Here is a 22891-nt window from a genome sequence, read left to right on the forward strand (position 1 = left end):
GCGCCTTCCTAGGCTTTAAGGAACTCCGCCTTGGTCCCGAGCCAGCGCGCGACCTGGCGCCGCGCCGCCTCGGGGTGCTGGTCCAGCAGCCGCGGCGCCAGCGCGCGTGCGGCGACCAGCAGCGGCGCGTCCTCCTGCAGGTCGGCGAAGCGCAGCAGCTCGGCGCCGCTCTGGCGCGAGCCCATGAACTCGCCGGGGCCGCGGATGTCGAGGTCGCGCCGCGCGATCTCGAAGCCATCGGTCGTCTCGGCCATGGCCTTGAGCCGCGACTTGCCGGTGTCGGACAGCGGCGGGCTGTAGATCAGCACGCAGACGCTGGCCTTGGCGCCGCGCCCGACGCGGCCGCGCAGCTGGTGCAGCTGGGCCAGTCCGAAGCGCTCGGCATGCTCGATGACCATCAGGCTGGCATTGGGCACATCCACGCCCACCTCGATGACCGTCGTCGCCACCAGCACGCTCATGCGGCCGCTGGAGAACTCGGCCATGACGGCCGCCTTGTCGCTGGGCGACATGCGGCCGTGCAGCAGGCCCACCGATGTGCCCGGCAGCTGTTCGCTCAGCTCGGCATGCGTCTCGGTCGCGTTGCGCAGGTCGACGGCTTCACTCTCCTCCACCAGCGGACAGACCCAATAGACCTGGGCCCCATCGGCCACCGCCATGCGGATCTTGTCGACCACGTCGTGGCGCTTGGACTCGGTGAACACCTTGGTCACGATGGGGCTGCGGCCGGGCGGCAGCTCGTCGATGGTGGACACGTCCAGATCGGCGAAATAGGTCATCGCCAGCGTGCGCGGGATGGGCGTGGCGCTCATCATCAGCAAGTGCGGCTCGAGGTCCATGGCCTTGAGCTTGTTGCGCAAGGCCAGGCGCTGGGCCACGCCGAAGCGGTGCTGCTCGTCGATGATGGCCAGGCCCAGTTTCGCGAAGCGCACCTTGTCCTCGATGACGGCATGTGTGCCGACGATGAGCTGGGCCTCGCCCGAGGCGGCGGCGTCCAGCATCTTCTGCCTGGCCTTGCCCTTCACGCTGCCGGTGATCCAGGCCACCTTCAGCCCCAGCGGCTCCAGCCAGCCGATCAGCTTGCGGAAATGCTGCTCGGCCAGGATCTCGGTCGGGGCCATCAACGCGCATTGCCAGCCGGCATCGATGGCCACGGCGGCGGCCAGGGCGGCGACCACGGTCTTGCCTGAGCCGACATCGCCCTGCAGCAGGCGGTGCGTGGGCTGCGGCCGCGCCAGGTCCTGGGCAATTTCCTCGGATACGCGCTGCTGGGCAGCGGTCAACTGGAAGGGCAGGACGGCGAGCAGCTTCTCGTGCAAGCCGCCCGGCCTTGCGCGCAGTGCGGGCGCAACCAGCAAGGCCCGTTCGCGCTGGGCCTGGAGCTGCGACAGCTGCTGGGCCAGCAGCTCCTCGAACTTGAGCCGGTGCCAGGCGGGGTGGTGGTGCTCGTGCAGGGCCTCCTGCGAGGCGCTGGGTGGCGGGTGGTGCAGGTAGTTGAGGGCCTCCTTCAGCGAAGGCAGCTCCTTTGGCACCACGCCGGCCGGCAGGATCTCACGCAGGTCGGCGCGCGCCAGGCCCGAGGCCACGGCCTTGCGCAGATAGGCCTGGGGCAGCTGGGCCGACGACGGATAGACCGGCGTCAGCGATTGCGCGAGCGGCGTGCCTTCCTCCACCACCTTGACGACGGGATGCACCATCTCGCGGCCGAAGAAGCCCACGCGCGCCTCGCCGCGCACACGCAGCCGCGAGGCGGCGGACATCTGCTTCTGCTGCGACGGATAGAAATGCAGGAAGCGCAGCAGCAGCGAGCCGGTGTCGTCCTTGACCCGCACCAGCAGCTGCCGGCGACTGCGCAGCTCCACCTGGCAGTCGACGACGACGCCCTCTACCTGGGCCGCCTCACCCTCGCGCAGTGCGCCGATGGGCGTGAGCTGGGTCTCGTCCTCGTAGCGCATCGGCAGGTGCAGGGCCAGGTCGATGTCGCGCAAAAGGCCGAGCTTTTCCATCGCCTTCTGGGGCGCTGACTTGGTGGCGGGCTGGGGCGTGGCGGCGGCCTCGGACATGGGCGGCATTTTGCGTGCGCGCGGCCTCGGATTTATCGGAAGGGACCTGCCCCCTCGTCTGAGCGGGTTGCAGGGCAACACCGGGGTTTTGCACCACAATCCGACCCCACACAAAAACGGCCCGAATCAGGGCAGGGAGGATCTGCGATGCAGAAGGTGACGCCGCGCTTGCGCGCTTTGGGAATGGGAATGCTGGCTGCAGCGGTGCTGACGGCCTGCGGTGGTGGAGGTGGTGGCAGCGAAGCGCCGCCGCCGGTGGTCCAGCCGACAGCCATTCCCGACAACCTGGCGATCACCGCTCCTGCCGTCGTTGAGACGTCGGGTGCTACCGCCTTCACCAGTTCGGCCGCCGGTCTCAGCGGCTTGACCTTCGCGTGGACCTTTGGCGACGGCACGAGCAGCACGGATGCCAGTCCCAAGCACGACTACACCAAGGCCGGCGACTTCGAGGTCAGCCTCAAGGTCAGCAATTCGGCAGGCACCAGCAAGGAAGTCAAGTTCAAGGTGGCCGTCAACAACCGCGCTCTGGTCAAGAGCCTGAGCTGCAGCGCCGAGAACCAGGGCGGCTGGTGCTGGCAGGCACCCCGTCCGAGCGGCAACTCGATCAGCGACTTCTACTTCCTGTCCAGCCAGCTGGGCTGGACGACCGGCGACGCCGGCGAGATCCTCAAGACCACGGACGGTGGCAAGAACTGGACGCGCCAGTCATCGGGCATCTCCGCGATGATGACTACCGTGCGTTTTGCTGACGCCAACAACGGCTGGGCTTTGGGTGGCTATGGCGCCGTGCTGCACACCACCGACGGCGGCGCCCACTGGAGCATGCAGAGCGTGAGCCCGGCGGACGGCTTTGCTCCCGGCCTGATGGTGGTGAACGCCTCGACGGCGGTCCTCACCTCGCCCAGCAGCGTGATCACCGCCACGACCGACGGCGGGGCCAGTTGGTCGCAGGTCAACCTGAGCGGCTATTCGACGAGCGTGACACCGGACGGCACAGTGTGGGCTGTCAACTACGCGGGTCTGCGCAAGTCCACGGACATGGGCAAGAGCTGGACGACCGTACGCGACTACCCCAGCCAGGGCACACCAACCCTGATCGTGAAGGGATCGCTGGTCCTGGTCATCCAGCAGATCTATGCCTATGACCCGGTCAAGGGCCCGACCTACACCCCCGTCGTCCATCGCAGTACCGATGCGGGGGCGACTTGGGAGCTGCTGACAGCCCAGGGCCTGCCGTCCAGCAACTATGGGGTCTACGGTGCCGATTTCTTCGATGCCAACAACGGCGTCATGTGGATGTACTCGGCGCTCTACCGCACGACGGACGGCGGCCGGACATGGGCGCCAATGGACGTGCCGGCGGGGGCGCAGACCTACAGCATCGATATTCGCGCCCTGCTGCCCGGGGTGCTCTATCGGCGCTTCTACGATCAGAATTCCCAATACGTCCATCAGGTCAGCGAGGATGCTGGCACCACCTGGCGCAATATCGCCGTGCCGACACGCTACAGCTCCAGCTCCGGCTGGCCCGCTCAGCAGCTCCAACGCCTGGATGCCAAGAACTGGGTCGCCCTGGCTGAGAACAACGTCTGGGTCAGCTCAGACGGGATGGCGAGCTGGAGCATCGTGCGGGGCCAGTCCTCGTCGACATCGCCCCGCAACTACAACGCACTGTGGTTCCAGGACGCCAACCGCGGGCTGGCTCTGACCCAGTACGGCGAACTGCTGGAAACCAAGAACGGGGGCTTGGACTGGGCCGTCAAGCTGGCGGGTTTGCAAGGCTATGGCCAGGGTGCGCGCATCCAGTTCGTCGATGCCAACAAGGGCTGGCTGCTCTCGGGCGATGGCAGGCTCTACATGAGCACGGATGGCGGCGAGCGTTGGAGCGCGCCGCTGACCTCCCTGGCCTACACCTTCCGCAGCGTCCATTTTGTCGATGCCAGCAACGGTTTCGCCGTAGGCGCCGACAACAACAGCTACCAGAGGCGCTTGCTGGCCACGACGGATGGCGGCCAGAACTGGACGATGGTTGCGCCGCTGACCGAGGATTTCGCAGCACTGCATTTCACCAGCGCATTGCAGGGCGTGATGGTGGGTGGCAACGGGCGCATCGTCTCCACGGCGGACGGGGGCAAGACATGGGTCGGTCGCTACAGCGGTACCAACACGCCGCTGACCAGCATCGCGGCCAGTGAAGCGGGTCTGTGGGTGGTCGGCCAGTACGGCGCCATGCTGAATTCCAAGGACGGCGGTGTGACCTGGACCTTGTCCACGCCGTTGACGACGGCCAGCCTTCAGAAGATCCGCTTCCTCGACAGCCGCCAGGGCTGGATCGTCGGTACGGGTGGCACCGTGCTGTCCACGCAGGACGGTGGCAAAACCTGGAAGAGTCAGGAGGCGGGGACCCGCGTCACCCTAACCGACGTGTTCTTCGCGGACTCCCGCTCGGGTTGGATCAGCGGTGAAAACGGCACCCTGCTGGTGACCGGCACCGGCGGCAACTGACGCCACCGGCAGCGCTGCTTCAGCGGAAATAGCGCTGCCTCAGCTGCTCATAGCGCCCGTCGCGCTTCATCGCGTCCAGCGCGGCCTGCAGGCGTCTGGCCACCGCCGGGTCGGCCTCGGGGCGCAGGCCGTACCAATAGGCGCGCGCGACGTCCAGTTCCATCACGGGCTGCAGCGTCGCGTAGTCCAGCTTGTGCTGGCGCATGGCCCAGGCGGCGGCCCAGTCCAGCAGCACGACGAACTCCATGCGGCTGGCCAGCAGCTTGCGCACATTGGTGGCGTCGTCCAGCCCGTGTTCGAGCTCGATGCCCGGCTTCAGCCCGGCAGCCTGCAGCAGGCGGTCGGCGGCCGAATCGCGCACCACACCGATGCGGCGCTCGCCGAGGTCGCTGAGCTGGGGCAGGCTCAGATCGCCACGTTTGGCCAGCCGGTAGATCAGCACGCGTCGCGGCGCGATCGGCCCCACCCACTGGTACTGGGCTTCGCGCTCGGGCGTGCGCGTCAGCGAGAACAGCACGCTCGTCGACTGGGTCTCGGCCATCTGCACGGCGCGCTGCCAGGGCAGCACCTGCAGCTCCAGCGGCAGGCCGGCAGCGGCCGCCATCTTGCGCAGCAGCTCGACGCTGAAGCCGCGCACCTCGCCGCCGTCCTGGTAGTTCAGCGGCGCCAGGTTCTCGGTGAAGCCCACCAGGGCGCGCTCGGCCGGCCCCGCGGCCGCCGCGGCGGGCAGGCCGAGCAGCATGGGTAGAGCGGGCAGGGCAAGACAACGACGGCGCTTCACGGGGCCGCGAGTCTAGGATGACAACGCTGACGTCCGTATGACGTGGCGGGCACTGCCGTGGAAAAAGGCGCGGCCAGGGCCGATGGGACAATGCCTGTCTTCCTTGGCACGGGTCTGTCCGGCCCTCCAACGCGTCCATGAGCCTCTCTTCTCCCGCCGCGGCCTACACGGTCGCCGATTTCGATTTCGACCTCCCCCCCGAGCTGATCGCCCAGCATCCCGCCGCCGAGCGCAGCGCCTCGCGGCTGCTGGACGCGAGCCGTGCCGAGCTGGTGGACCGCGTGTTCCGCGAGCTGCCCGGCCTGCTGAACGCGGGCGACCTGCTGATCTTCAACAACACCCAGGTCATCAAGGCGCGCCTGTTCGGCGTCAAGTCGACCGGCGGCAATGTCGAAGCCCTGGTCGAGCGGGTGCTGCCCGGCACCCAGGAAGTCTGGATGCATCTGCGTGCCAGCAAGAGCCCCAAGCCGGGCAGCCGCGTGCGCTTTGCCGACGCCTTCGAAGCGGAGGTGCTCGGCCGCTGCGGGCCGGACAACGGCCTCTTTCACCTGCGCTTTGCGGGCGACCCCTTCGCGCTGCTCGAGGCCCACGGCCATGTGCCGCTGCCGCCCTATATCGCCCATGCCGACGGCGAGGACGATGTGCGCCGTTACCAGACGGTGTTCGCCAAGGAACCCGGCGCCGTGGCGGCGCCGACCGCGGCCCTGCACTTCGACGAAGCCCTGCTGGCGCGCCTGGCCGAGCGCGGTGTCGAGCAGGCCCACGTGACCCTGCATGTGGGCGCCGGCACCTTCCAGCCGGTGCGCGTCGAGGCCCTGGCCGACCACAAGATGCACAGCGAATGGTTCGAGGTGCCGCAGGCGACGGTGGAAGCCGTGGCCGCCTGCCGCGCGCGTGGCGGCCAGGTCGTCGCCGTCGGCACGACGACGCTGCGTGCGCTGGAGTCGGCCGCACACAGCGGCCAGCTCGAATCCGGTGCCCGCGAGACCGACATCTTCATCACGCCGGGCTTCAATTTCCGCGTCGTGGATCGTCTCGTCACCAACTTCCATCTGCCCAAGAGCACGCTGATGATGCTGGTCAGCGCCTTCGCCGGCTACGAGCACATCCGCGCCGTCTACGCGCATGCCATCGCGCAGCGCTACCGCTTCTTCAGCTATGGCGACGCGATGCTGATTTCGCGCGCCCAGGCCACGCGGCCCTGAGCCGCTTCATCGACGGCGGCCGTGAAGGCCGTCCGTGCCGTGACGGGCAGCGAGAAGCGCATGTGCACGCGCGCCTCGTGCCTCACGTCGGCGAGCACGGCGCCATGCTGCTCGGCCAGCCGGCGCAGCCGGCCCTCCAGCTCGTAAGGCAGCTCGCAGCCCACTTCGACCTGGGCCACGCGCTCTACCTTGTCGGCCGTCAGCAGGGCCTGGGCGATACAGTCGGTGTAGGCTCGCACCAGGCCGCCGGCGCCAAGCTTGACGCCGCCCCAGTAGCGCACCGCCGTCGCCAGCACGCCGTCCAGCCCCTGGTGGCGCAGCACGTCCAGCATCGGTCGGCCCGCGGTGCCGCCGGGCTCGCCGTCGTCGTTGGCGGCCGAGTGGCCACCGGCCAGCAGGGCCCAGCAGACATGGGCTGCGCCGGGGTGGGCGGCGCGCAGTTCGGCGACGCGGGCCAGCGCCGACGCGCGGTCGGCGCAGGGCTCGACGCGGCCGAGGAAGCGGCTCTTCTTGACGATGACTTCGTGTTCGGCCGGCGCGGCCAGGGTCAGGGGCATGGCGCGGGATTGTCCCGCCGCCTTCAGTCTCCGGTGTAGACCGCTGCCTTGGCGCCTTTTTCGCCGAGATGACGCTTCAGGGTCTCGTGGACATTGCCGTCTGCCAGCATGGACTGCAGCGCGCGTCGCAGCCGCAATCGATCCGCCTCGGGCAGGGTCCGCAGCATGGCCAGGGCGACGGCATTGCGCTCGTTGGGCGTGACGTCCACGGGCACGAGTTCATCCGGGTCGTCGAAGGCGGCCTGGGCGATGCCCCAGCCGCTGGGCAGGGCCAGCAGGGCGTCGGCACGGCCAGCCTTGAGCATGCGCGCGGCGGTCTTGAAGTCGCCGGTCTCGACCAGACGCCCCTGGCTGCGCATGCGCGCGACCCAGGCGTCGATGGTCGGGCCGTGGGCATAGCCGCGCACGTCCAGCAGGCGCAACTTGGGGTCGGCCTCGAAGGCGGCGATGCTGGGAATGCGTGCCGCCAGTTCGCGACTCATCAGCACCTGGTAGCGGCCCTGGGCATAAGGCACCAGCTCGGCGATCTCGAGACGTTCCGGACTCAGCAGCGCCGACAGCGTCAGCTGCACCCGTCCACGCCGCATCTGGTCCCAGATGCGCACGCGCGACTCCACCACCATGCGCAGCTGGCAGCCCGAGCGGCGCGCCAGCTCGTCGAACATGTCCTTGTCGATGCCGGTCGGCCCCGTCTGCGGGTCTTCGTAATAGAAGCGGGCGTAGGGATAGAGAGCCGCGGTATACGGGCCGCAGGCTTGCGCAGCCAGGCCTGTGCAGGCCAGCATCAACCCTGCGAGCAGGGTGGGGATCGGCGCGTGAGTCATGGGCCGCCGGCTGGTGGTGTGGCTGCAGACTAAGGCGGTCATGGATTGCCTGGCATCGATCGCAACCCTGATGGCGAGGCTGCTAGGGGGGGCTGGCCGGCAGGCCATAGGCCTGCCGCAGCTTCTCCAGCGCGCCATTGCGGCGCAGCTGGTCGAGGGCGCGCTGCAGGGCCTCGGCCGGCGCGGGGTCGCTGTCCGTGCGCAGGCCGAAGCAGTAGTCGGCGCTGGTGTCGAGCACGGCCACCTCGCGGATCCGGTCCGCCGGCTCCTTCATCTGGTGCAGCTGCCAGTAGATGTTGAGGTCGCCGATGACCAGCAGGTCCATGCGGCCGGCCATCAACTTGCGCACGCTGGCCTCGTAGCTGGGCGAGACCTCCAGCTCCTTGCCCGGCTTCAGGCCTTCGGCCAGCAGCTGTTCCAGCGTGGCCGTGCCGGCGGTGGCGCCCACATGCAGTCCGTCCAGCTGGTGCAGGCCGCGGAAGTGGATGTCGCTGCGGCTGCTCAGGCTGTAGATGCCGACCCGGCGCGGCAGGATGGGGCCGACCCAGCGGTAGCGGTTCTCGCGTTCGGGCAGCCGGGCCAGCGGGAAGAGCAGGCTGCCCGGCGTTTCGAGAAAGGACTTCTCGGCACGCATGCGGGGTTGCAGGGCCAGATTGAGCTCCAGACCGGCCAGATCGGCCATGCGGCGCAGCAGGTCGACGGCCAGGCCGGCCGCCTGGCCATCCTGCTCGAAGCTCAGGGGTGGCAGGGCGTGGCAGAAGGCCGGCAGCGGCGGCCGTGCGGCCAGAGCAGGCAAAGGCAGGGTCGTGGCGAGTGTGAGCAGGGGCCGACGGCGCAGCATCTGGGGTGTCCTCTACGTGACCGTGGCGGAGATCCTCATCGCGGTCCAGTGTAGGCGGGGCTTTTGAGCGCTGCGACAATCCCCGTCCCATGCTGAAGTTCGACCTCCTCAAGACCGAAGGCCGCGCCCGCCGCGGCACGCTCACGCTCAACCATGGCGTCGTGCAGACGCCCATCTTCATGCCCGTGGGCACCTATGGCACGGTCAAGGGCGTCACGCCGCGCTCGCTGGAAGAGATGGGCGCCCAGATCATCCTGGGCAACACCTTCCACCTGTGGATGCGGCCGGGCCTGGACGTCGTCAAGCAGTTCGGCGGCCTGCACCGCTTCGAGAGCTGGAACAAGCCCATCCTGACCGACTCCGGCGGCTTCCAGGTCTGGAGCCTGGGCGCCATGCGCAAGATCAGCGAAGAGGGCGTCAAGTTCGCCTCGCCCGTCAACGGCGACAAGCTGCTGCTGACCCCCGAGGTCAGCATGCAGATCCAGACCATCCTCAACTCCGACATCGTCATGCAGTTCGACGAGTGCACGCCCTACGAGAGCAAGGGCGTGCTGACGACGGAGCGCGAGGCCAAGTCGTCCATGGAGCTGAGCCTGCGCTGGGCCAAGCGCTGCATCAGCGAGTTCGATCGCCTGGAGAACCCCAACGCGCTGTTCGGCATCGTGCAGGGCGGCATGTACACGAATCTGCGCGACGCTTCCCTGGCCGGCCTGGCCGAGCTGGACCTGCCCGGCTATGCCATCGGCGGCCTGTCGGTCGGCGAGCCCAAGGCCGAGATGCAGCGCATCCTGCAGCACACCGGCCACCAGCTGCCGGCCAACAAGCCGCGCTATCTGATGGGCGTCGGCACGCCGGAAGATCTGGTCGAGGGCGTGTCTCAGGGCATCGACATGTTCGACTGCGTCATGCCCACGCGCAATGCGCGCAACGGCCATCTGTTCACCCGCTTCGGTGACCTGCGCCTGCGCAATGCCCGCTACAAGGCCGACGAGAAGCCCGTCGATGAGACCTGCACCTGCGAATGCTGCAAGGGCTTCAGCCGCGCCTATCTGCACCACCTGGACCGCTGTGGCGAGATGCTGGGCCCCATGCTGACCAGCGTGCACAACCTGCACTATTACCTGGCCCTGATGCAGGAGATGCGCGACGCGCTGGATGCCGGCCGCTTCGAGGCCTGGCGGGCGCAGTTCCATGCGGATCGGGCAAGGGGAATCTGACCCCTTGGTGAAACGCGGCGCGGCCCCAAGATAGCGGCATGCTGAAAACCCTGTTCGCCCCGCTGCGCTGGTTGATCAAGGTCGTCCTCGCCCTGCTCATCCTGTTCGAGGAATGGGGCTGGGAGCCGCTGCGGCGCGTCTTTGCGCTGATCGCCAAGCTGCCGGTCATCCGCCAGTTCGAGGCCCTGCTCAAGCGCCTGCCGCCGCGCTGGGCCTTTGTCGTGCTGATCCTGCCCAGCCTGCTGATCCTGCCCATCAAGCTGCTGGCCGTCTGGCTGGTGGCCCAGGGCCGCTACGGCCTGGGCGTGGTCCTCGTCATCGGCGCCAAGCTGGTGGGCACGGCCCTGCTGGCCTGGCTGTTCCAGCTCATCCAGCCGGCGCTGATGCAGCTGCCCTGGTTCGCCCGCTTTTATGCGCGCTGGACGCGCTGGAAGGCCGACCTGCTGGTCTGGATTCGCAGCAGTGGCGTCTGGCGCACGGCGCGGGCCATCAAGCTGAGGGTGAAGCGGCTGTTCAGGCGCGGACGACAGACGCCGCAGGCTTGACGAAGCGCAGGCGCTGCTCGCGCTGGGCATCGATCTCGGCGCGAATCTGTTCCAGCTCCGCTTGGCGCTCATCGCGATAGAACAGGTTGTAGGCCTCGAAGGGGATGAGGCACCCGTCGGGCCGCGCGATGTGGATGCAGCTCTTTTTCAGCGCGCGGATGTCCAGCGACTGGGCGTCCATGAACTGCACGATCAGCACGCGGAAGACGTCGCGGTAGCTGAGCTGGGGCGCGTCAATCTTGGGCAGGCAGCACAGCAGCTCCGACAGGCAGTTGGACTGGCTCTCGGGCGAATGGTTGGTCGAGAACAGCTTGAAGACCGAGGCCTTCAGCGCCGGGTCGCCCTCGAAGACGATGGTGCTGCGGTCGCCGGACAGCAGCGTGGCGGCGTCCAGATAGCGTGTCAGCGGTGCCAGGCCCTCGGGCGTGCGCAGGGCGTAGGCCATGGCCAGCGTGTCCGGGTTGCAGGGCACGGGCAGCACATCGGCCGGCGTGAAGATGCCGCTCTGTTCGGCGATGCGCCGGCGCAGTTCGCTGACGGTCAGGCGATGCTTGGCCGCGTCGTAGGCCTCGACGCGGCCGGCATTCTGGATGGGCTGCAGCGTCACACCGCGCACGCAGGCGTAGCTTTGCCCGTGGCGGATGACGTCGCCGATCTCGTCGTCGTTGACGCCCCGCTTGACCGTCATGACCAGCGTCGTCGACAGGCCCAGCGCGTTCAGTCGCGCCAGCGCTGCCTCATGCGGCCCTCGCAGATCGGCGCCGCGCAGGTCCATCAGGGCCTCGCGCCGGAGCGAATCGAATTGCAGATAGACCTCGAGGCCGGGCGCATAGCCCGCCAGCCGCTCGGCAAAGGCCGCGTCCTGGGCGATCCGCAAGCCGTTGGTGTTGACCATCAGGTGCTTGATGGGCCGGGCCTTGGCGGCGTCGAGGATGTCGAAGAACTGCGGGTGCAGCGTCGGCTCTCCGCCGGAGATCTGCACGACGTCGGCCTCGCCCTCGCTGGCGACGATGGCGTCCAGCATGGCGATGACCTCTTCCATGGAACGGTGCGTCAGCCGCTCGGGGCCCGAGGCGGCGTAGCAGGTGGGGCAGCGCAGATTGCAGTGGTCGCTGATCTCGACGATGGACAGGCAGCTGTGCTGCATGTGGTCGGGGCAGAGGCCGCAGTCGTAGGGGCAGCCGTACTTCATCGGCGTCGCGAAGCGCTGCGGCATCTCGGGCGGCTTGATGAAGACCTCGCGGCATTGGCGGTACCAGGCCGCGTCGTCGCTGACGAGGACGCGCTCGGTGCCGTGAGCCGGGCACCATTTGTCCATGTAGACGTGGTCGTCCTTGATGACGATCTTGGCTTCCACGTGGCGCAGACAGGTCGTGCAGACCGACTGTGTCGTGTCGTAGAACAGATAGGGGCGGTTCTTGCGGTTCATGGCGTGGCCAGGGCGGGTTGGCGCCAGGCGCGGGCGACGAGGGGGGTGTAGACGATCAGCGCGACCAGGCAGGTCCACTGGATGCCGGACAGGCCCAGCGGGTACACGACGGGCACGGGCTTGAGGAACTCGACGGCGAAGCGCCAGAGCAGATAGCTGCTGAGGAAGAGCTTGAAGGCCAGGCCGGGCGTCGCGAAGCGGCTGCGGTGCAGCGAGATTCCCAGGGCGAGAACGACGACGATTTCGTAGAGCTGGGTGGGATGGCGCGGCATGCCGTCGCCGAAATCCACGCCCCAGGGTAGCGAAGTAGGGAGCCCATAGGTGTCGTCATGCAGGCCGGCGAGGAAGCAGCCGACGCGGCCGATGGCGAGACCGAGGGCGATGGGCAGCACCATGGCGTCGCCGGTGCTTCGCGTCTGGCCGGTCAGTTTCTTGGCCAGTTCGACGCCGATGAGGCCGCCGACCAGGCCGCCGACGATGCTCTGGCCCGGCCAGATCAGCGTGCCGCTTTGCCACAGGGCTTGGGCGACGTCGGGGCGCTCGATGAGGAAGACCAGCTTGTTGCCCAGGGCCGCGCCGAGCAGCAGGCCGACGAGGACGCCGAAATTGCCTGGTGCCAGTGCGCCGCCGCGGGAATGCTGGCGCAGCGTGCTGCGCCACATCGCGGCGCCGAGGGCCATGCCGGCATAGGCGAAGGCGCTGTGGACCCAGGCGGCCGTGGCGGCGTCGTTGATCAAGGTTTGCCGCGCAGCGCGCGGGCCAGCTGGCGCCCGATCGTGCTGGCGGTGTCGTCACTCATGTTTGGCAATTCCCGTTTCACGCGGCGGCGGGGTCAATCGTCGCTGCTGGACATGCGGATCAGCTTTCGTACGCACAGCCACGCCAGCCCGCCGCCGATCAATAGGCTGGGCAGGGAGATGAAAAGAATGGCGCCCGCAAAACTGCCGTGCTTCGGCGGCGAAATCGTTTCGGGGATGGCCATCACCGTGAAGACGCCGCCGCACAGGCCAGCCAGTCCGAAGCCCAGGGTGGCGATGATCAGCAGGACGACCAGGACGACGCGGCCGAAAGGCGTGCGTGCGTCGCTCACGACGCCGTCCCCGCCAGCAGCCCTTGCACCCGGGTTTGCAAGCCTTCAGGCGACACCGCGGCCGGCGCCATGGACTCACCCACCGTCAGGCTGACCGGGCTCCAGACGCCCCGCCGCATCGGCTTGACCATGGCCTTGCCGCCCTCGACGCGCGAGAAGAAGCTGCCCCACAGATTGCCCAGGGCCATGGGGATGACGGGCACCTCCGGCAGGCCTTCGATGAGCTTCATGACGCCGCCCTTGAAGGGCTGCAGCTCGCCGTCGCGGGTCAGGCCGCCCTCGGGGAAGATGCAGACCATCTCGCCGTCTTCCAGCACCGCGCGGGCGGCGGCGAAGGCGGCTTCGTAGGTGGCCGGGTCGGCCTTCTGCGACGCGATGGGGATGGCCTTGGCCAGCTTGAACATCCAGCCCAGCACCGGGATCTTGAAGATCTGGTGGTCCATCAGGAAGCGGATGGGGCGGGGGCTGGCGGCCATCAGCAGCACGGCGTCGACGAAGCTGACGTGGTTGCAGACCAGCACGGCCGGTCCGGCGGTGGGCAGGCGCTCGTCGTGGACGACCTTGAAGCGGTAGACCAGGCGCGTCAGCACGAAGGCGGCGAAGCGCAGCAGGTACTCCGGCACGATGAGGAAGATGTAGAAGGCCACCACGGCGTTGGCGATGCCGACGGCCAGGAAGATCTGCGGAATCGTCAGGCCCGCGCCCAGCATGGCGCCGGCGATGACTGAGCTGGCGATCATGAAGACCGCGTTCAGGATGTTGTTGGCCGCGATGATGCGGGCGCGGTGACTGGGCTGGGCGCGCAGCTGGATCAGCGCATACATGGGCACGCTGTACAGGCCGGCGAACAGGGCCAGCAGCGTCAGGTCGGCCAGCACGCGCCAGTGGGCCGTCACCGCCAGAAAGGCGCTGACGCTGTAGGGCTCGCTGGCCGGCAGGCCCGTGGCGGCGAAATAGAGGTCGATGGCGAACACGCTCATGCCGATGGCGCCCAGCGGCACCAGGCCGATCTCGACATGGCGCTTGGACAGCATCTCGCACATCAGCGACCCGATGCCGATGCCGATGGAGAACACCGCCAGCAGCAGCGACGCGACCTGCGGGCTGCCGTGCAACACCTCCTTGGCGAAGGCCGGGAAATTGCTCAGGAAGACGGCGCCGAAGAACCACATCCACGAGATGCCCAGCAGCGAGCGGAACACGGCCAGGCCCTCGTGCGCCAGCTTGAGGTTGCGCCAGGTCTCGGTGAAGGGGTTCCAGTTGATGACCAGACCCGGGTCGGTCGACGGGCTGGCGGGAATCGCCTGCGCCGTCACGCGGCCGGCGACGGCGAGGGCCAGGCAGGCCCAGGCCACGTGCTGGGGGCCCACGACGGGCGTGTCGACCAGGATGCCGCCCAGCAACTGGCCCAGCAGGATGGCCACGAAGGTGCCCATCTCCACCATGCCGTTGCCACCTGTCAGCTCGCGCTCGTTGAGCTGCTGCGGCATGTAGGCGTACTTGACCGGGCCGAACAGCGTCGAGTGCAGGCCCATCAGGAAGACGCACAGCAGCAGGGCCGGCACATTGGCCGCGTAGAAGCCCCAGGCGGCAATCACCATGATGGCGATTTCCAGGCTCTTCACCAGCTGCATCAGCCGCGCCTTGTCGTGCTTGTCGGCGAGCTGGCCGCTGGTGGCCGAGAACAGCACATAGGGCAGGATGAACAAGGCCCCGATGACCAGGCCGGCCATCTTGGACGGCAGCCAGTCCAGCTGCAGCTGGTAGGTGATCATCAGCGTGAACGCGAACTTGAAGACGTTGTCGTTCGCGGCGCCGAGGAATTGCGTCCAGAAGAAGGGCGCGAAGCGGCGTTGCTTCAACAGCGCGAACTGATTCGGATGTTCTTGGCTCATGGCTTGACCAGTTGCGGAGAGTCGGACAGGTTGGCGCGCGCCAGCCACGCGAACATCGAGTCCACGGTCACCGTGTCGATATGGCTGGTGAAACGGCGCGCGCTCGGATGATCGTCGAAAGCGATGTTGGCCTGGGTCATGCGGCCGCCCAGGCGGGTCAGCGTGGACAGGTGCAGGTCGGTGGGCTGGTAGCCCTGGGCCTTCAGCCAGGCCTGGGCGTCGCGGCGGGTGTAGATGGCAGATCCGGCGCTGCCGGCCAGCGTCTCCAGCACCCACTGGTTGCTCTGCTGGTAGGTGGTGCCGAAGGCGTAGGCCACCATGCTGTAGCGGCGCTCGTTGAAACGCGCGACGAGGCCGTTGTCCGTCAGCACAGGCAGCAGGGCCTGCTGCAGCTGGGGCTTGAGCACGACGAAGGCTGCCTCATAGCGCTTGGGGTTGTCCATGAAGAACTCGCCCAGGCCCTGGCGGTACAGGGCCGCGTGGTCGGTGCCGCAGTGGTTGAGCTTGTGCATGACGCGCCAAACTCCACCATTCGGGGCGGGCTGCTGCGAGCTGTCCTTGTAGACAAAGCCGAGGTGGGACCACTGCAGGCCGTATTTGGACAGGTCCTGCCCCGCGCGGGCCAGCAGCACGACCTGGGCGCCGCTGGCATCGAGCTGGCGGGCCGTGGCCTGGGCCAGGTTGAGCCCTTGCTCGATCTGGCGCGCCGTCGGCTGCTTTTCATCGCAGGGCCGGCCGGCTTGGGCCGCCGTGGCCACAGCCAGCACGGCGATGGCAGCAGCTGTTCTCAACGACTGACCTGCTCGTTGTAGAGCAGGGCCTTGCCGATCTCGTTGGGGATGAAGGCGATGACATCGCCGGCCACCGACAGCACCGTGCCCGCGCCGATGACCGAGACCGTGACGGCGGCACCGGTGGACACGACCACACCCTCGGCCAGCTTGCCCGCGGCCCTGATGCTGATGCGCGCGCCGTCGGAGGCGCGCTCCAGCACCCAGACCGTGGCCCCGCCGACGACCTCGACGCTGACGACGACCAGGGTCACGCCGGCCGACAGGATGCCCACGGGCAGGGCGCTCAGCGCGACACCGGTGGCGCTGACCGCGCCCACCGACAGCACGACGGGGGCGATCGACAGCACGGCGCTGGCCTCGGACGGGGATCCAGCGTGGGCCGGCAGGCTCAGCGCCATGCAAAGGGTGGTGACGGCGAACAGCTGCTTCATGGTTTGCTCCCGGGTTTACTGGCTGGTGCTGGCGTCGCCGGCCTGCATGGCGTCGCGGCGGCCCTGCATGCGGGCTTCCATCATGTCGGCTTCGTGGGCGTCGCGCAGCATCTTGGCCAGCGTGAAGACGTTGGAGATCAGATAGAGCCAGCAGACGCCGAGATAGGCCTTCCAGACGGGCTGGATCTCCATGCGCCACAGGCCCCAGCCGGTCAGGCTCATGGCCAGCACGAAGCCGGACCAGACGACCAGGCGCCACATCGGCGTGTCGACCTGACGCTCCTGGTTGTCGCGGATGAACTTGGCCAGGGCGAAGGCCGTGGACAGGCAGAACACATAGCCCATGACCATGAAGGCGCGGTCCAGGTCCTGGCCCGGCAGCCAGGCCAGGCCGGATCCGCACAGCATCACGCTGAGGCCGAATGAAACCCAGACCTGCAGGCGCCAGGCGCTGGTGTCACGTCGGATGTAGGGGGTTTGGGCCATGGTGAGGTCTGCTTGTGAACGAATGTTGCGATGGCCGCGATCTTGCGCGATGCCGGGAGTGCCGGCCTCGGGAATAGTTCCAAGGCGCGTGGCAAGCGCCGCAAAGTAGCGCTTCATGACACCGCCGGGCGCTCGAAGTGGGGTCGAGTCGCAAAAATCGATGCCGACAGCCGGGCGCCGCGCCAGCTCGCGAGGCGCTTCAGGGCCAGGTCGAAGAGCAGCGGGTTGTGCTCGCGCAGTCGCTCCAGCGGGGCGGCGTCGGAGGCTGCAATCAGGCCGGCGCTGACCAGGGCCGGCAGGCGGATGGCCGCCGGAATGCCGGGCAGGGGGTAGTCGGAGCCATGCAGCAGGCGCGAGTGCCAAGCCTCGCGCATCATCAACGTGCGTGCCACCTCGGGCTTGCGGTTGGCCTGCAGCACGACGGAGATGTCGCCCATCAGCAGCCCACCCCAGTCCTCGTCCATCAACCGCTCGAAGAGGGAAAAGGCCGGCACCTCGTGGGGGCGGTTGCGATCCAGGTCCAGCGCCAGGCCGAGCGACGCGCAATGCGCGATGACGACGCGCACGCCCTGCTCCAGCGCCGCGCGCACCAGCAGCGGGTTGCCCAGCTCGTCGCGCCTGGCGCCGGGCACGGCGTGCTCCTCGCCGCAATGCACGATGACGGGCAGGCGGCTGGCGGCCAGGCGCTCGTAGAAGGGGCGCAGCCGGCGGTCGCGCAGGTCGATGTTCATGCTGGACGGCAACCACTTCAGCGCCACGGCGCCGTGGGCCAGGGCGTGGTCCAGCCGTGCCAGTGCATCGGGCCGGTAGGGGTGGATGGAGGCCACCCAGGCAAAGCGATCCGCATGGGCCGCGGCGACGCCGGCGGCATAGGCATCGGGCACATGGAAGGTGGTGTGGGCGGCTTTCGGCTGCCCCGCCTGGTCGCAGGCCTGGTCGAAGGCGAACAGCATCCAGCGCGCGCCGGCCGGGAAGTCGTCGGCCAGGGCCTTCAGCCGCTCGACATAGGCGCGGTCGACGCTGGGCGCATCGGCCGGAACGCAGGCCGCGTTCAGGATGAAGCGCTTGCGCAGCATCTCCACCGGGTGCCACCACTGGCTGAGCTGGGCGTTGACGGTGCAGCCCGAACCCGAGTCGCCGGTGCCGAGCAGATGGGTGTGTACGTCCCAGAGCTGGGTGGGGTCCAGGCCGTCGAAGGTGCGGGCCAGCAACGGCTTCAAGTCTTCAGGGATGCCGTTGCGGCAGGCATTGAGCAGGCCGGCGCGGGCCGGGCCGGCGAGGGAGGTGAACAGGCCGGCGGCGGCGCCGCAGCACAGGAGATGGCGTCGGGTGAGCATGGGATTTCAGCCGCTGATGCGTTCGTGATGCAGCAGTGCCTTGCCCGACGCGTTGGGAATGAAGCCCACCACGCGCTCCCCGACGGACAGCAGGCCGCCGGCGCTGCAGGCCGTGAGGAACACGACGCCCATTGGGGCCAGGGCGGTGCCTTCAGCCAGGCGGCCGGACATGCGCACGCTGAAGCGGGCGCCATCTGCGGGCCGTTCCAGCAGCCAGCTGAAGCCATGGCCCTCTTCGTAGATCCCCAACACGGTCAGCACGGTGCTCGTGGCGAGCAGCCCTTGCGGCGTCAGTTGCATGGGCACACCGCTGGCGTCGATGATCGTCGCGGACAGGACGAAGGTGGGTAGCGACCAGGCCATGTAGTCGGAGCCGGTGGGCGCTTGCGCGCTCGCGGCGGATGTCAGGGCGGCGAGGACAAGGGCAGACAGGGTCTTCATCGGCGTGCAGAGGTGTTGAGGGCCGCGATGCTCGAGGCCTGCGGGCCGCCAACCGCCGGAAATCGCATGCAGTAGCGCGCCACGATCTGCGCCGGTTCGTCATGCGCTACCGTTGGCACCCATGTCGAGCACGCAATCCCTCGTGGCCCTGATCAAGGCCGAGTTGAAGACGCGCGGCCTCAGCTATGCCGAGCTGGCGCGTGAGCTGGAGTTGTCGGAGTCCAGCGTCAAGCGCATGCTGGCGCCGGGTGGCGAGATGCCGCTGTCACGCGTGGACGAGATCTGCCGCGTGCTGGGCCTGGAGTTCGCCGAGCTGGCCGCCCGCCTGGTGCGCGAGACGCCGACCCAGCGCGAGCTGAGCCTGGAGCAGGAGAAGGCGGTGGTGGCCGACCCCAAGCTGCTGCTGGTGGCCATCTGCTGCCTGAGCCAGTGGCCGCTGGAGAACATGCTGACGCGCTACCGCATGGCCGAGGCCGAGATCGTCGCGGCGCTGGCCAAGCTGGACCGCCTGGGCGTCATCGAGCTGCGCCCGCACAACCGCTACAAGCTCAAGGTCGCCAAGACCCTGCGCTGGCGGGCGCAGGGGCCGGTCATGCAGTTCTTCAGAGAGCGCGTGATGGCCGACTTCTTCGCCGGCGGCTTCGACGGCGACGGCGAGTTGCTGACCCTGGTGCACGGCGAGTTCGGCGCCGGCCATGCGCGCGAGCTGGCCGAGCGGCTGCAGCGCGCGGCCGACGACTTTGCCCGCCAGCATCTGCTGGACCAGAAGCTGCCGCCGTCCGAGAAGCGGCCCTACAGCGTCGTCATCGGCCTGAGGTCGTGGATCTTCGAGGCCTTCCGCGACCTGGAGAGAACCGGTTTGGGCCGGCGGCGAAGCTGAACCGGGTTCAGCGCATCACGCGCCCCCGTGCCGTCGCGAACGGCTGCACGTGCCCGCTGACCTCGATCTGCAGGCCGCCGTTGCCGAAGTACAGCCGGCCCACCTTGGCGCCACTGCTGAACAGCGTGATCTCGCCGTTGCCGTTGCTCAGCGCACCGTTGGCGCCGTTGAAAACCAGGGCCAGGCTGCCCGCCGCCACGTAGGGGGTGCCGGCCACGTCGAAGGCGAGGTTGACGTAGCTGAAGTGCGTCTCCGTGAGGCGCTGGTCGCTGCTGCGCGTCGTGGTGGTGACCGAGAGGCTGCCCCCCGTCACGGTCGCGCTCAGTGCCAGCAGGTTGTTGACGATGCGACTGCCGGCGACCGGCGTGAGGATGACCGTCTGCACGACGCTGCCGCCGTCCACCAGGCCGGCCAGCTTGACGCCCGCGCTGCCCGTCACCGTGTAGTCGCTGCCGGCACTGGCATCGGCCATGCGCAGATCGCTCAGGGTGACGGTGGCGGAGCCATTGATCGGCGAGCCCAGGCTGGTCAGGCTGTAGTCGGCGCTGGCGCTGCCGTTGTAGCGGGTGCCGTCGTCTACGCAGTCGGTGAAGCGGGTGGCCAGCACGCCGCCGGCCGGCAGGGCCTGCCCCACGGCGGGCGTCACGCCGCCCAGCGTCGTGCTGACACTGCCGCTCTGGCAGACGGCGGCGCTGCTGCGCACACGGCCCTGGTCGTCGCTCACTTCCAGCGGCGCGCTGGCGGCCTGCAGCCAGATGCCGCTGGTGCCCAGCAGGCGCATCAGGTTGGCCTGGTCGGCTTCGGTGCTGCTGGGCGCCTGCACCGTCAGCTGCGCGGTCGTGCTGACGACCTCGCCCTGGGAATTGCTGACCCGCACGCTGTACAGAGTGCCGCTGTCGCCCAGCGCCAGCACGGGTGTGGTGTAGCTGGCCGAGGTGGCGCCGCCGATGGCCGTGCCGTTCTTCAGCCACTGGTAGGTGGGCGCGGGGTTGCCGCTGGCGAGCACGACGAAGCTCGCCGTCTGGCCGGGTGCCGTGGTGACCGCGGCGGGCTGGCTGCTGATGCTGGGCGCGGCCAGCACCGAGGCGGTGACGCTGAGCGTGGCCTCGGCGCTGGTGGCGCTGCCGTAGGCGTTGCGCACCACCAGGCGGTAGCGGGCGCCCTGGTCGGCCAGCGTCAGCGCGGGCGTGGTGTAGGTCGCCGCCGTGGCCCCGGCGATGTCCGCGCCGTTGCGCTGCCACTGATAGCTGAGCGGCGCGCTGCCGGCGACCGTGGCGGTGAAGCTGGCGGTGGCGCCCACGAGGGCGCTGGCGCTGTGCGGCGCTTCGGTGATGACCGGCAGCGTGGCGGGGTCGACGTGCAACAGGGCCGCTGCGCTGGTGACCTGGCCGAGGCCGTTGCGCACCACGCAGCTGTAGCGGGCGCCATCGTCTGCCAGGCGCGCGGTGACGCTCAAGGTGTCGAAGGTCTCGCCGGGCAGGTCGGCGCCATTGCGTTGCCACTGGTAGCGCAATGCGCTGCCGCTGGCATTGACGCGGAAATTGGCGCGTTGGCCGGCCACCACGGTGCGATCCGCCAGCGTGCCGAGCAGCTTGGGCGCTGCGGCGTCGGTGAGCACGAGGCAGTTGGGCAGCGTGACATCGGTGGCCGACGGGCCGACCGCCAGCGCGGAGCTGTTGCGTTCACCCGCGATGGCCACCAGTTCGGCCAGCGAGCTTTTGCGGATGGCGACGCGGAACTTGCCGGCGGCGTCGGTCACGGCGGCATCCATGCCGGAATAGTCCAGGCCCGTGGCCTGCACATACGCCCAGGCAGTCGGCTTGCCGGCGCTGTCGTTGACGCAGCCGTTCACGAAGATGGTGTCCATCTCCATGTCGGCATTCCAGCTGCTGAAGTGGCTGACCGTGCCTTCGTAGTAGCTGCCGTCCACGGTCGTCTTCAGCGTGGCCTGGCCGTCCTGCACCCACTGGCCGGTGGCTTCGTCGAGATGGAACAGCGGCACGCTGGCCGGCGGCGTGGCCGAGCGGCTGGCCAGCGGGATGCGCACGGTGGCGGTGGCGCCGGCCTTGAGGTTGAGCTTGTTGCCGGCGGCGTCGCGCAGGTCCACGTTGATGGCGCCGAAGCTCTCGATCGCGCGGCCGCTGCTGGCTACATAACGGCCTGGCATGGCGGCGGGGTCGCGGGCGGGGTCGATGACGCTGAGCCGTGCGCTGAGGGTGCCGGTGGCCGCAGTGCTGCTGCCGTCGATGACGAAGGCGTTGGCCGGCAGGTCCACGCTGGCCAGCGAGTTCGCGGCGCGCAAGGTGCCGGGTGCCTCGGCGCTGAAGGTCTGCGCCTTGCCGGCGGCAACCAGGCGCTGGGTGATGTTGGTGCTCTGGTCGGCCGTGACGGGCAGCGGCAGCACCGCGTCGAGATGGCCGTCGGCCTGGATGCGCAGCACCACGGCGCTGGCGGGCGCGAGAGTGCCGAGCGTGAAGCGGCCCTGGGCATCGCTGACCGTGCTGGTGCCGGCGGCGGTGATGCGCGCGCCGGGCACCGGGCTGGCATCAGTGGCGCTGAGCACCTGGCCGCTGATCTGGCCGGTGGCTGCCGGGGCAGTGGGCGTGGGCGCTGCTGGGCTGCTGCCGCCACCGCCGCAACCGCTCAACAAGGCGGTCAGGCAAAGGCTGGCCAAAGCGCCGCGCAGGCGCTGGGAACTGAAAGGCATGGAACTCCCTGGTCTGGACTGCACCGGCGCTGTTTCGCACCTGACGGCTCCGCGTTGACGCAGGGCGGGCGCAGTGTAGGAAGCGCCCCGGTGGGATTTCAGGGTTCTCCCTAGAACCGCAGGCCCCGCGATCCAGGGGGCATGCCGGGGGTCACCAGAACTCCCAACGCCCGGTCGAAATGACCCAGATGCCCAGCAGGCCGTTGGTCACCGCGTGGGCGATGACGGCCGTCCACAGCTTGCCGGTCTTTCGGTAGAGCAGGGCGTAGGCGAGCCCCGCGACGACGGCGGCCAGCCACAGCGTGTGGGCCAGCGTGAAGACGAAGGTGGAGATGACGATGGCCTTCATGCCGACGGCCTGCGGGTCGACGCGCTCGAAGCCAGGATGCTGTACCCAGCGCATCAAAAAACTGCGCCAGAACAGCTCTTCCATCACCGGCACGACCAGGGCCGCGCCAATGAGTCGCAGCACGATCAGCGGCCAGATCAGCCGGCCATCGGCATCCAGCGGCACGAAGCTGGCCGTCGCCGAGCCGAGCTGCATCCACGGTGCGTCCAGCTGCACCCAGATGGCGAAGACGGCGATGCCGACGACGACGGCCCAGCCGGTCTCGCGGGCCTCGGGCAGGTTCTGGCGCGCCAGCTCGCCATAGCCTTTCCAGTAGTACGCCAGCAGGCCGGCGACGACGAGGGTCTGGGCGCCGTAGATCCAGCGCGAGTCCAGGCCGAGGTCCGCCGGCAGATAGCCGCGCAGGGCCAGGAAGGCCATGAAAACGAAGAAGGGAATGCAGCGGGCGAGGGCAGCGGGGCTGAGTGCGGGCGAGTCGGCAGGCATGTCGGGGCCCAGCTTAGCCCGAGGTCAC

The 22891-nt window shown here is 68.8% G+C and carries 21 protein-coding genes; 5 read left to right on the top strand and 16 right to left on the bottom strand.

Annotation, left to right across the window (positions count from 1 at the left end; all coding sequences use genetic code 11):
- Positions 1–8: 8 nt before the first annotated feature.
- Entirely contained in the window at positions 9–2063 is a 2055-nt protein-coding gene (gene recG / locus ACS5PN_RS14870) for an ATP-dependent DNA helicase RecG (RefSeq protein WP_439464747.1), read from the bottom strand.
- 147 nt (positions 2064–2210) lie between these two features.
- Between recG and ACS5PN_RS14875 the strand changes: the two genes are divergently transcribed.
- Entirely contained in the window at positions 2211–4568 is a 2358-nt protein-coding gene (locus ACS5PN_RS14875) for a YCF48-related protein (protein ID WP_439464748.1), read from the top strand.
- Positions 4569–4587: 19 nt separating this feature from the next.
- On the opposite strand, the gene ACS5PN_RS14880 is transcribed toward ACS5PN_RS14875, so the two are convergent.
- Positions 4588–5349 (bottom strand): substrate-binding periplasmic protein, encoded by a 762-nt coding sequence (locus ACS5PN_RS14880; RefSeq protein ID WP_439464749.1) that lies wholly within the window; start codon positions 5347–5349, stop codon positions 4588–4590.
- Between the two features lie 137 nt (positions 5350–5486).
- Here ACS5PN_RS14880 and queA point away from each other — a divergent pair, with 137 nt between their 5' ends.
- Positions 5487–6554, top strand: coding sequence for a tRNA preQ1(34) S-adenosylmethionine ribosyltransferase-isomerase QueA (gene queA, locus ACS5PN_RS14885; RefSeq protein ID WP_439464750.1), 1068 nt, complete (start codon positions 5487–5489; stop codon positions 6552–6554).
- On the opposite strand, the gene ACS5PN_RS14890 is transcribed toward queA, so the two are convergent.
- The 3 genes from ACS5PN_RS14890 to ACS5PN_RS14900 form a co-directional block, all read right to left on the bottom strand.
- Entirely contained in the window at positions 6506–7111 is a 606-nt protein-coding gene (locus ACS5PN_RS14890; protein ID WP_439464751.1) for an IMPACT family protein, read from the bottom strand. The genes queA and ACS5PN_RS14890 overlap by 49 nt on opposite strands.
- Before the next feature lie 23 nt (positions 7112–7134).
- Positions 7135–7935 carry a substrate-binding periplasmic protein gene (locus ACS5PN_RS14895; protein WP_439464752.1) on the bottom strand — a complete coding sequence of 267 codons (801 nt, stop codon included), beginning with the start codon at positions 7933–7935 and terminating at the stop codon, positions 7135–7137.
- A gap of 82 nt (positions 7936–8017) precedes the next feature.
- Positions 8018–8776: a substrate-binding periplasmic protein gene (locus ACS5PN_RS14900; protein WP_439464753.1), complete on the bottom strand. Its 759-nt coding sequence runs from the start codon at positions 8774–8776 to the stop codon at positions 8018–8020.
- An 89-nt stretch (positions 8777–8865) separates the two neighbouring features.
- On the opposite strand from ACS5PN_RS14900, the gene tgt reads away from it, so the two are divergent.
- Together tgt and ACS5PN_RS14910 are read left to right on the top strand one after the other, a co-directional pair.
- A complete protein-coding gene (tgt, locus tag ACS5PN_RS14905; protein ID WP_439464754.1) occupies positions 8866–9993 on the top strand; it encodes a tRNA guanosine(34) transglycosylase Tgt in 1128 nt (375 codons plus the stop codon).
- A gap of 38 nt (positions 9994–10031) precedes the next feature.
- On the top strand, positions 10032–10538 hold the full coding sequence (locus tag ACS5PN_RS14910) for a hypothetical protein (protein WP_439464755.1): 507 nt from the start codon (positions 10032–10034) through the stop codon (positions 10536–10538).
- Here the strand turns inward: ACS5PN_RS14910 and ACS5PN_RS14915 are convergent.
- From ACS5PN_RS14915 to ACS5PN_RS14955, 9 genes are all read right to left on the bottom strand, one after another.
- Positions 10507–11967, bottom strand: a complete 1461-nt coding sequence (locus ACS5PN_RS14915; protein ID WP_439464756.1) for a radical SAM protein — start codon at positions 11965–11967, stop codon at positions 10507–10509. The genes ACS5PN_RS14910 and ACS5PN_RS14915 overlap by 32 nt on opposite strands.
- Positions 11964–12704 carry a prolipoprotein diacylglyceryl transferase gene (locus tag ACS5PN_RS14920; protein ID WP_439464757.1) on the bottom strand — a complete coding sequence of 247 codons (741 nt, stop codon included), beginning with the start codon at positions 12702–12704 and terminating at the stop codon, positions 11964–11966. The genes ACS5PN_RS14915 and ACS5PN_RS14920 overlap by 4 nt, the downstream gene beginning before the upstream one ends.
- A 95-nt stretch (positions 12705–12799) precedes the next feature.
- A complete protein-coding gene (locus ACS5PN_RS14925; protein ID WP_439464758.1) occupies positions 12800–13057 on the bottom strand; it encodes a hypothetical protein in 258 nt (85 codons plus the stop codon).
- Positions 13054–14952, bottom strand: coding sequence for an MFS transporter (locus ACS5PN_RS14930; protein WP_439464759.1), 1899 nt, complete (start codon positions 14950–14952; stop codon positions 13054–13056). The genes ACS5PN_RS14925 and ACS5PN_RS14930 overlap by 4 nt, the downstream gene beginning before the upstream one ends.
- Positions 14949–15743, bottom strand: coding sequence for a DUF2145 domain-containing protein (locus tag ACS5PN_RS14935; RefSeq protein WP_439464760.1), 795 nt, complete (start codon positions 15741–15743; stop codon positions 14949–14951). Before ACS5PN_RS14935 ends, ACS5PN_RS14930 begins: the two co-directional genes overlap by 4 nt.
- On the bottom strand, positions 15740–16177 hold the full coding sequence (locus ACS5PN_RS14940; protein ID WP_439464761.1) for a hypothetical protein: 438 nt from the start codon (positions 16175–16177) through the stop codon (positions 15740–15742). Before ACS5PN_RS14940 ends, ACS5PN_RS14935 begins: the two co-directional genes overlap by 4 nt.
- A 15-nt stretch (positions 16178–16192) precedes the next feature.
- A complete protein-coding gene (locus ACS5PN_RS14945) occupies positions 16193–16663 on the bottom strand; it encodes a YiaA/YiaB family inner membrane protein (RefSeq protein WP_439464762.1) in 471 nt (156 codons plus the stop codon).
- Positions 16664–16776: 113 nt separating this feature from the next.
- A complete protein-coding gene (locus ACS5PN_RS14950; protein WP_439464763.1) occupies positions 16777–18000 on the bottom strand; it encodes an amidohydrolase family protein in 1224 nt (407 codons plus the stop codon).
- A gap of 6 nt (positions 18001–18006) precedes the next feature.
- Positions 18007–18441, bottom strand: coding sequence for a hypothetical protein (locus tag ACS5PN_RS14955; protein WP_439464764.1), 435 nt, complete (start codon positions 18439–18441; stop codon positions 18007–18009).
- A gap of 121 nt (positions 18442–18562) precedes the next feature.
- On the opposite strand from ACS5PN_RS14955, the gene ACS5PN_RS14960 reads away from it, so the two are divergent.
- Positions 18563–19321, top strand: a complete 759-nt coding sequence (locus tag ACS5PN_RS14960) for a helix-turn-helix domain-containing protein (RefSeq protein WP_439464765.1) — start codon at positions 18563–18565, stop codon at positions 19319–19321.
- Between the two features lie 7 nt (positions 19322–19328).
- Here the strand turns inward: ACS5PN_RS14960 and ACS5PN_RS14965 are convergent, their stop codons facing one another.
- The gene (locus ACS5PN_RS14965; RefSeq protein ID WP_439464766.1) at positions 19329–22028 is read right to left on the bottom strand and encodes an immunoglobulin domain-containing protein; all 2700 of its coding nucleotides are present in this window, start codon (positions 22026–22028) and stop codon (positions 19329–19331) included.
- 151 nt (positions 22029–22179) lie between these two features.
- Entirely contained in the window at positions 22180–22863 is a 684-nt protein-coding gene (locus ACS5PN_RS14970) for a CAAX prenyl protease-related protein (protein WP_439464767.1), read from the bottom strand.
- Positions 22864–22891: the final 28 nt, after the last annotated feature.

The sequence above is a fragment of the Roseateles sp. NT4 genome (assembly GCF_051857475.1).
Taxonomy (GTDB): domain Bacteria; phylum Pseudomonadota; class Gammaproteobacteria; order Burkholderiales; family Burkholderiaceae_C; genus Pelomonas.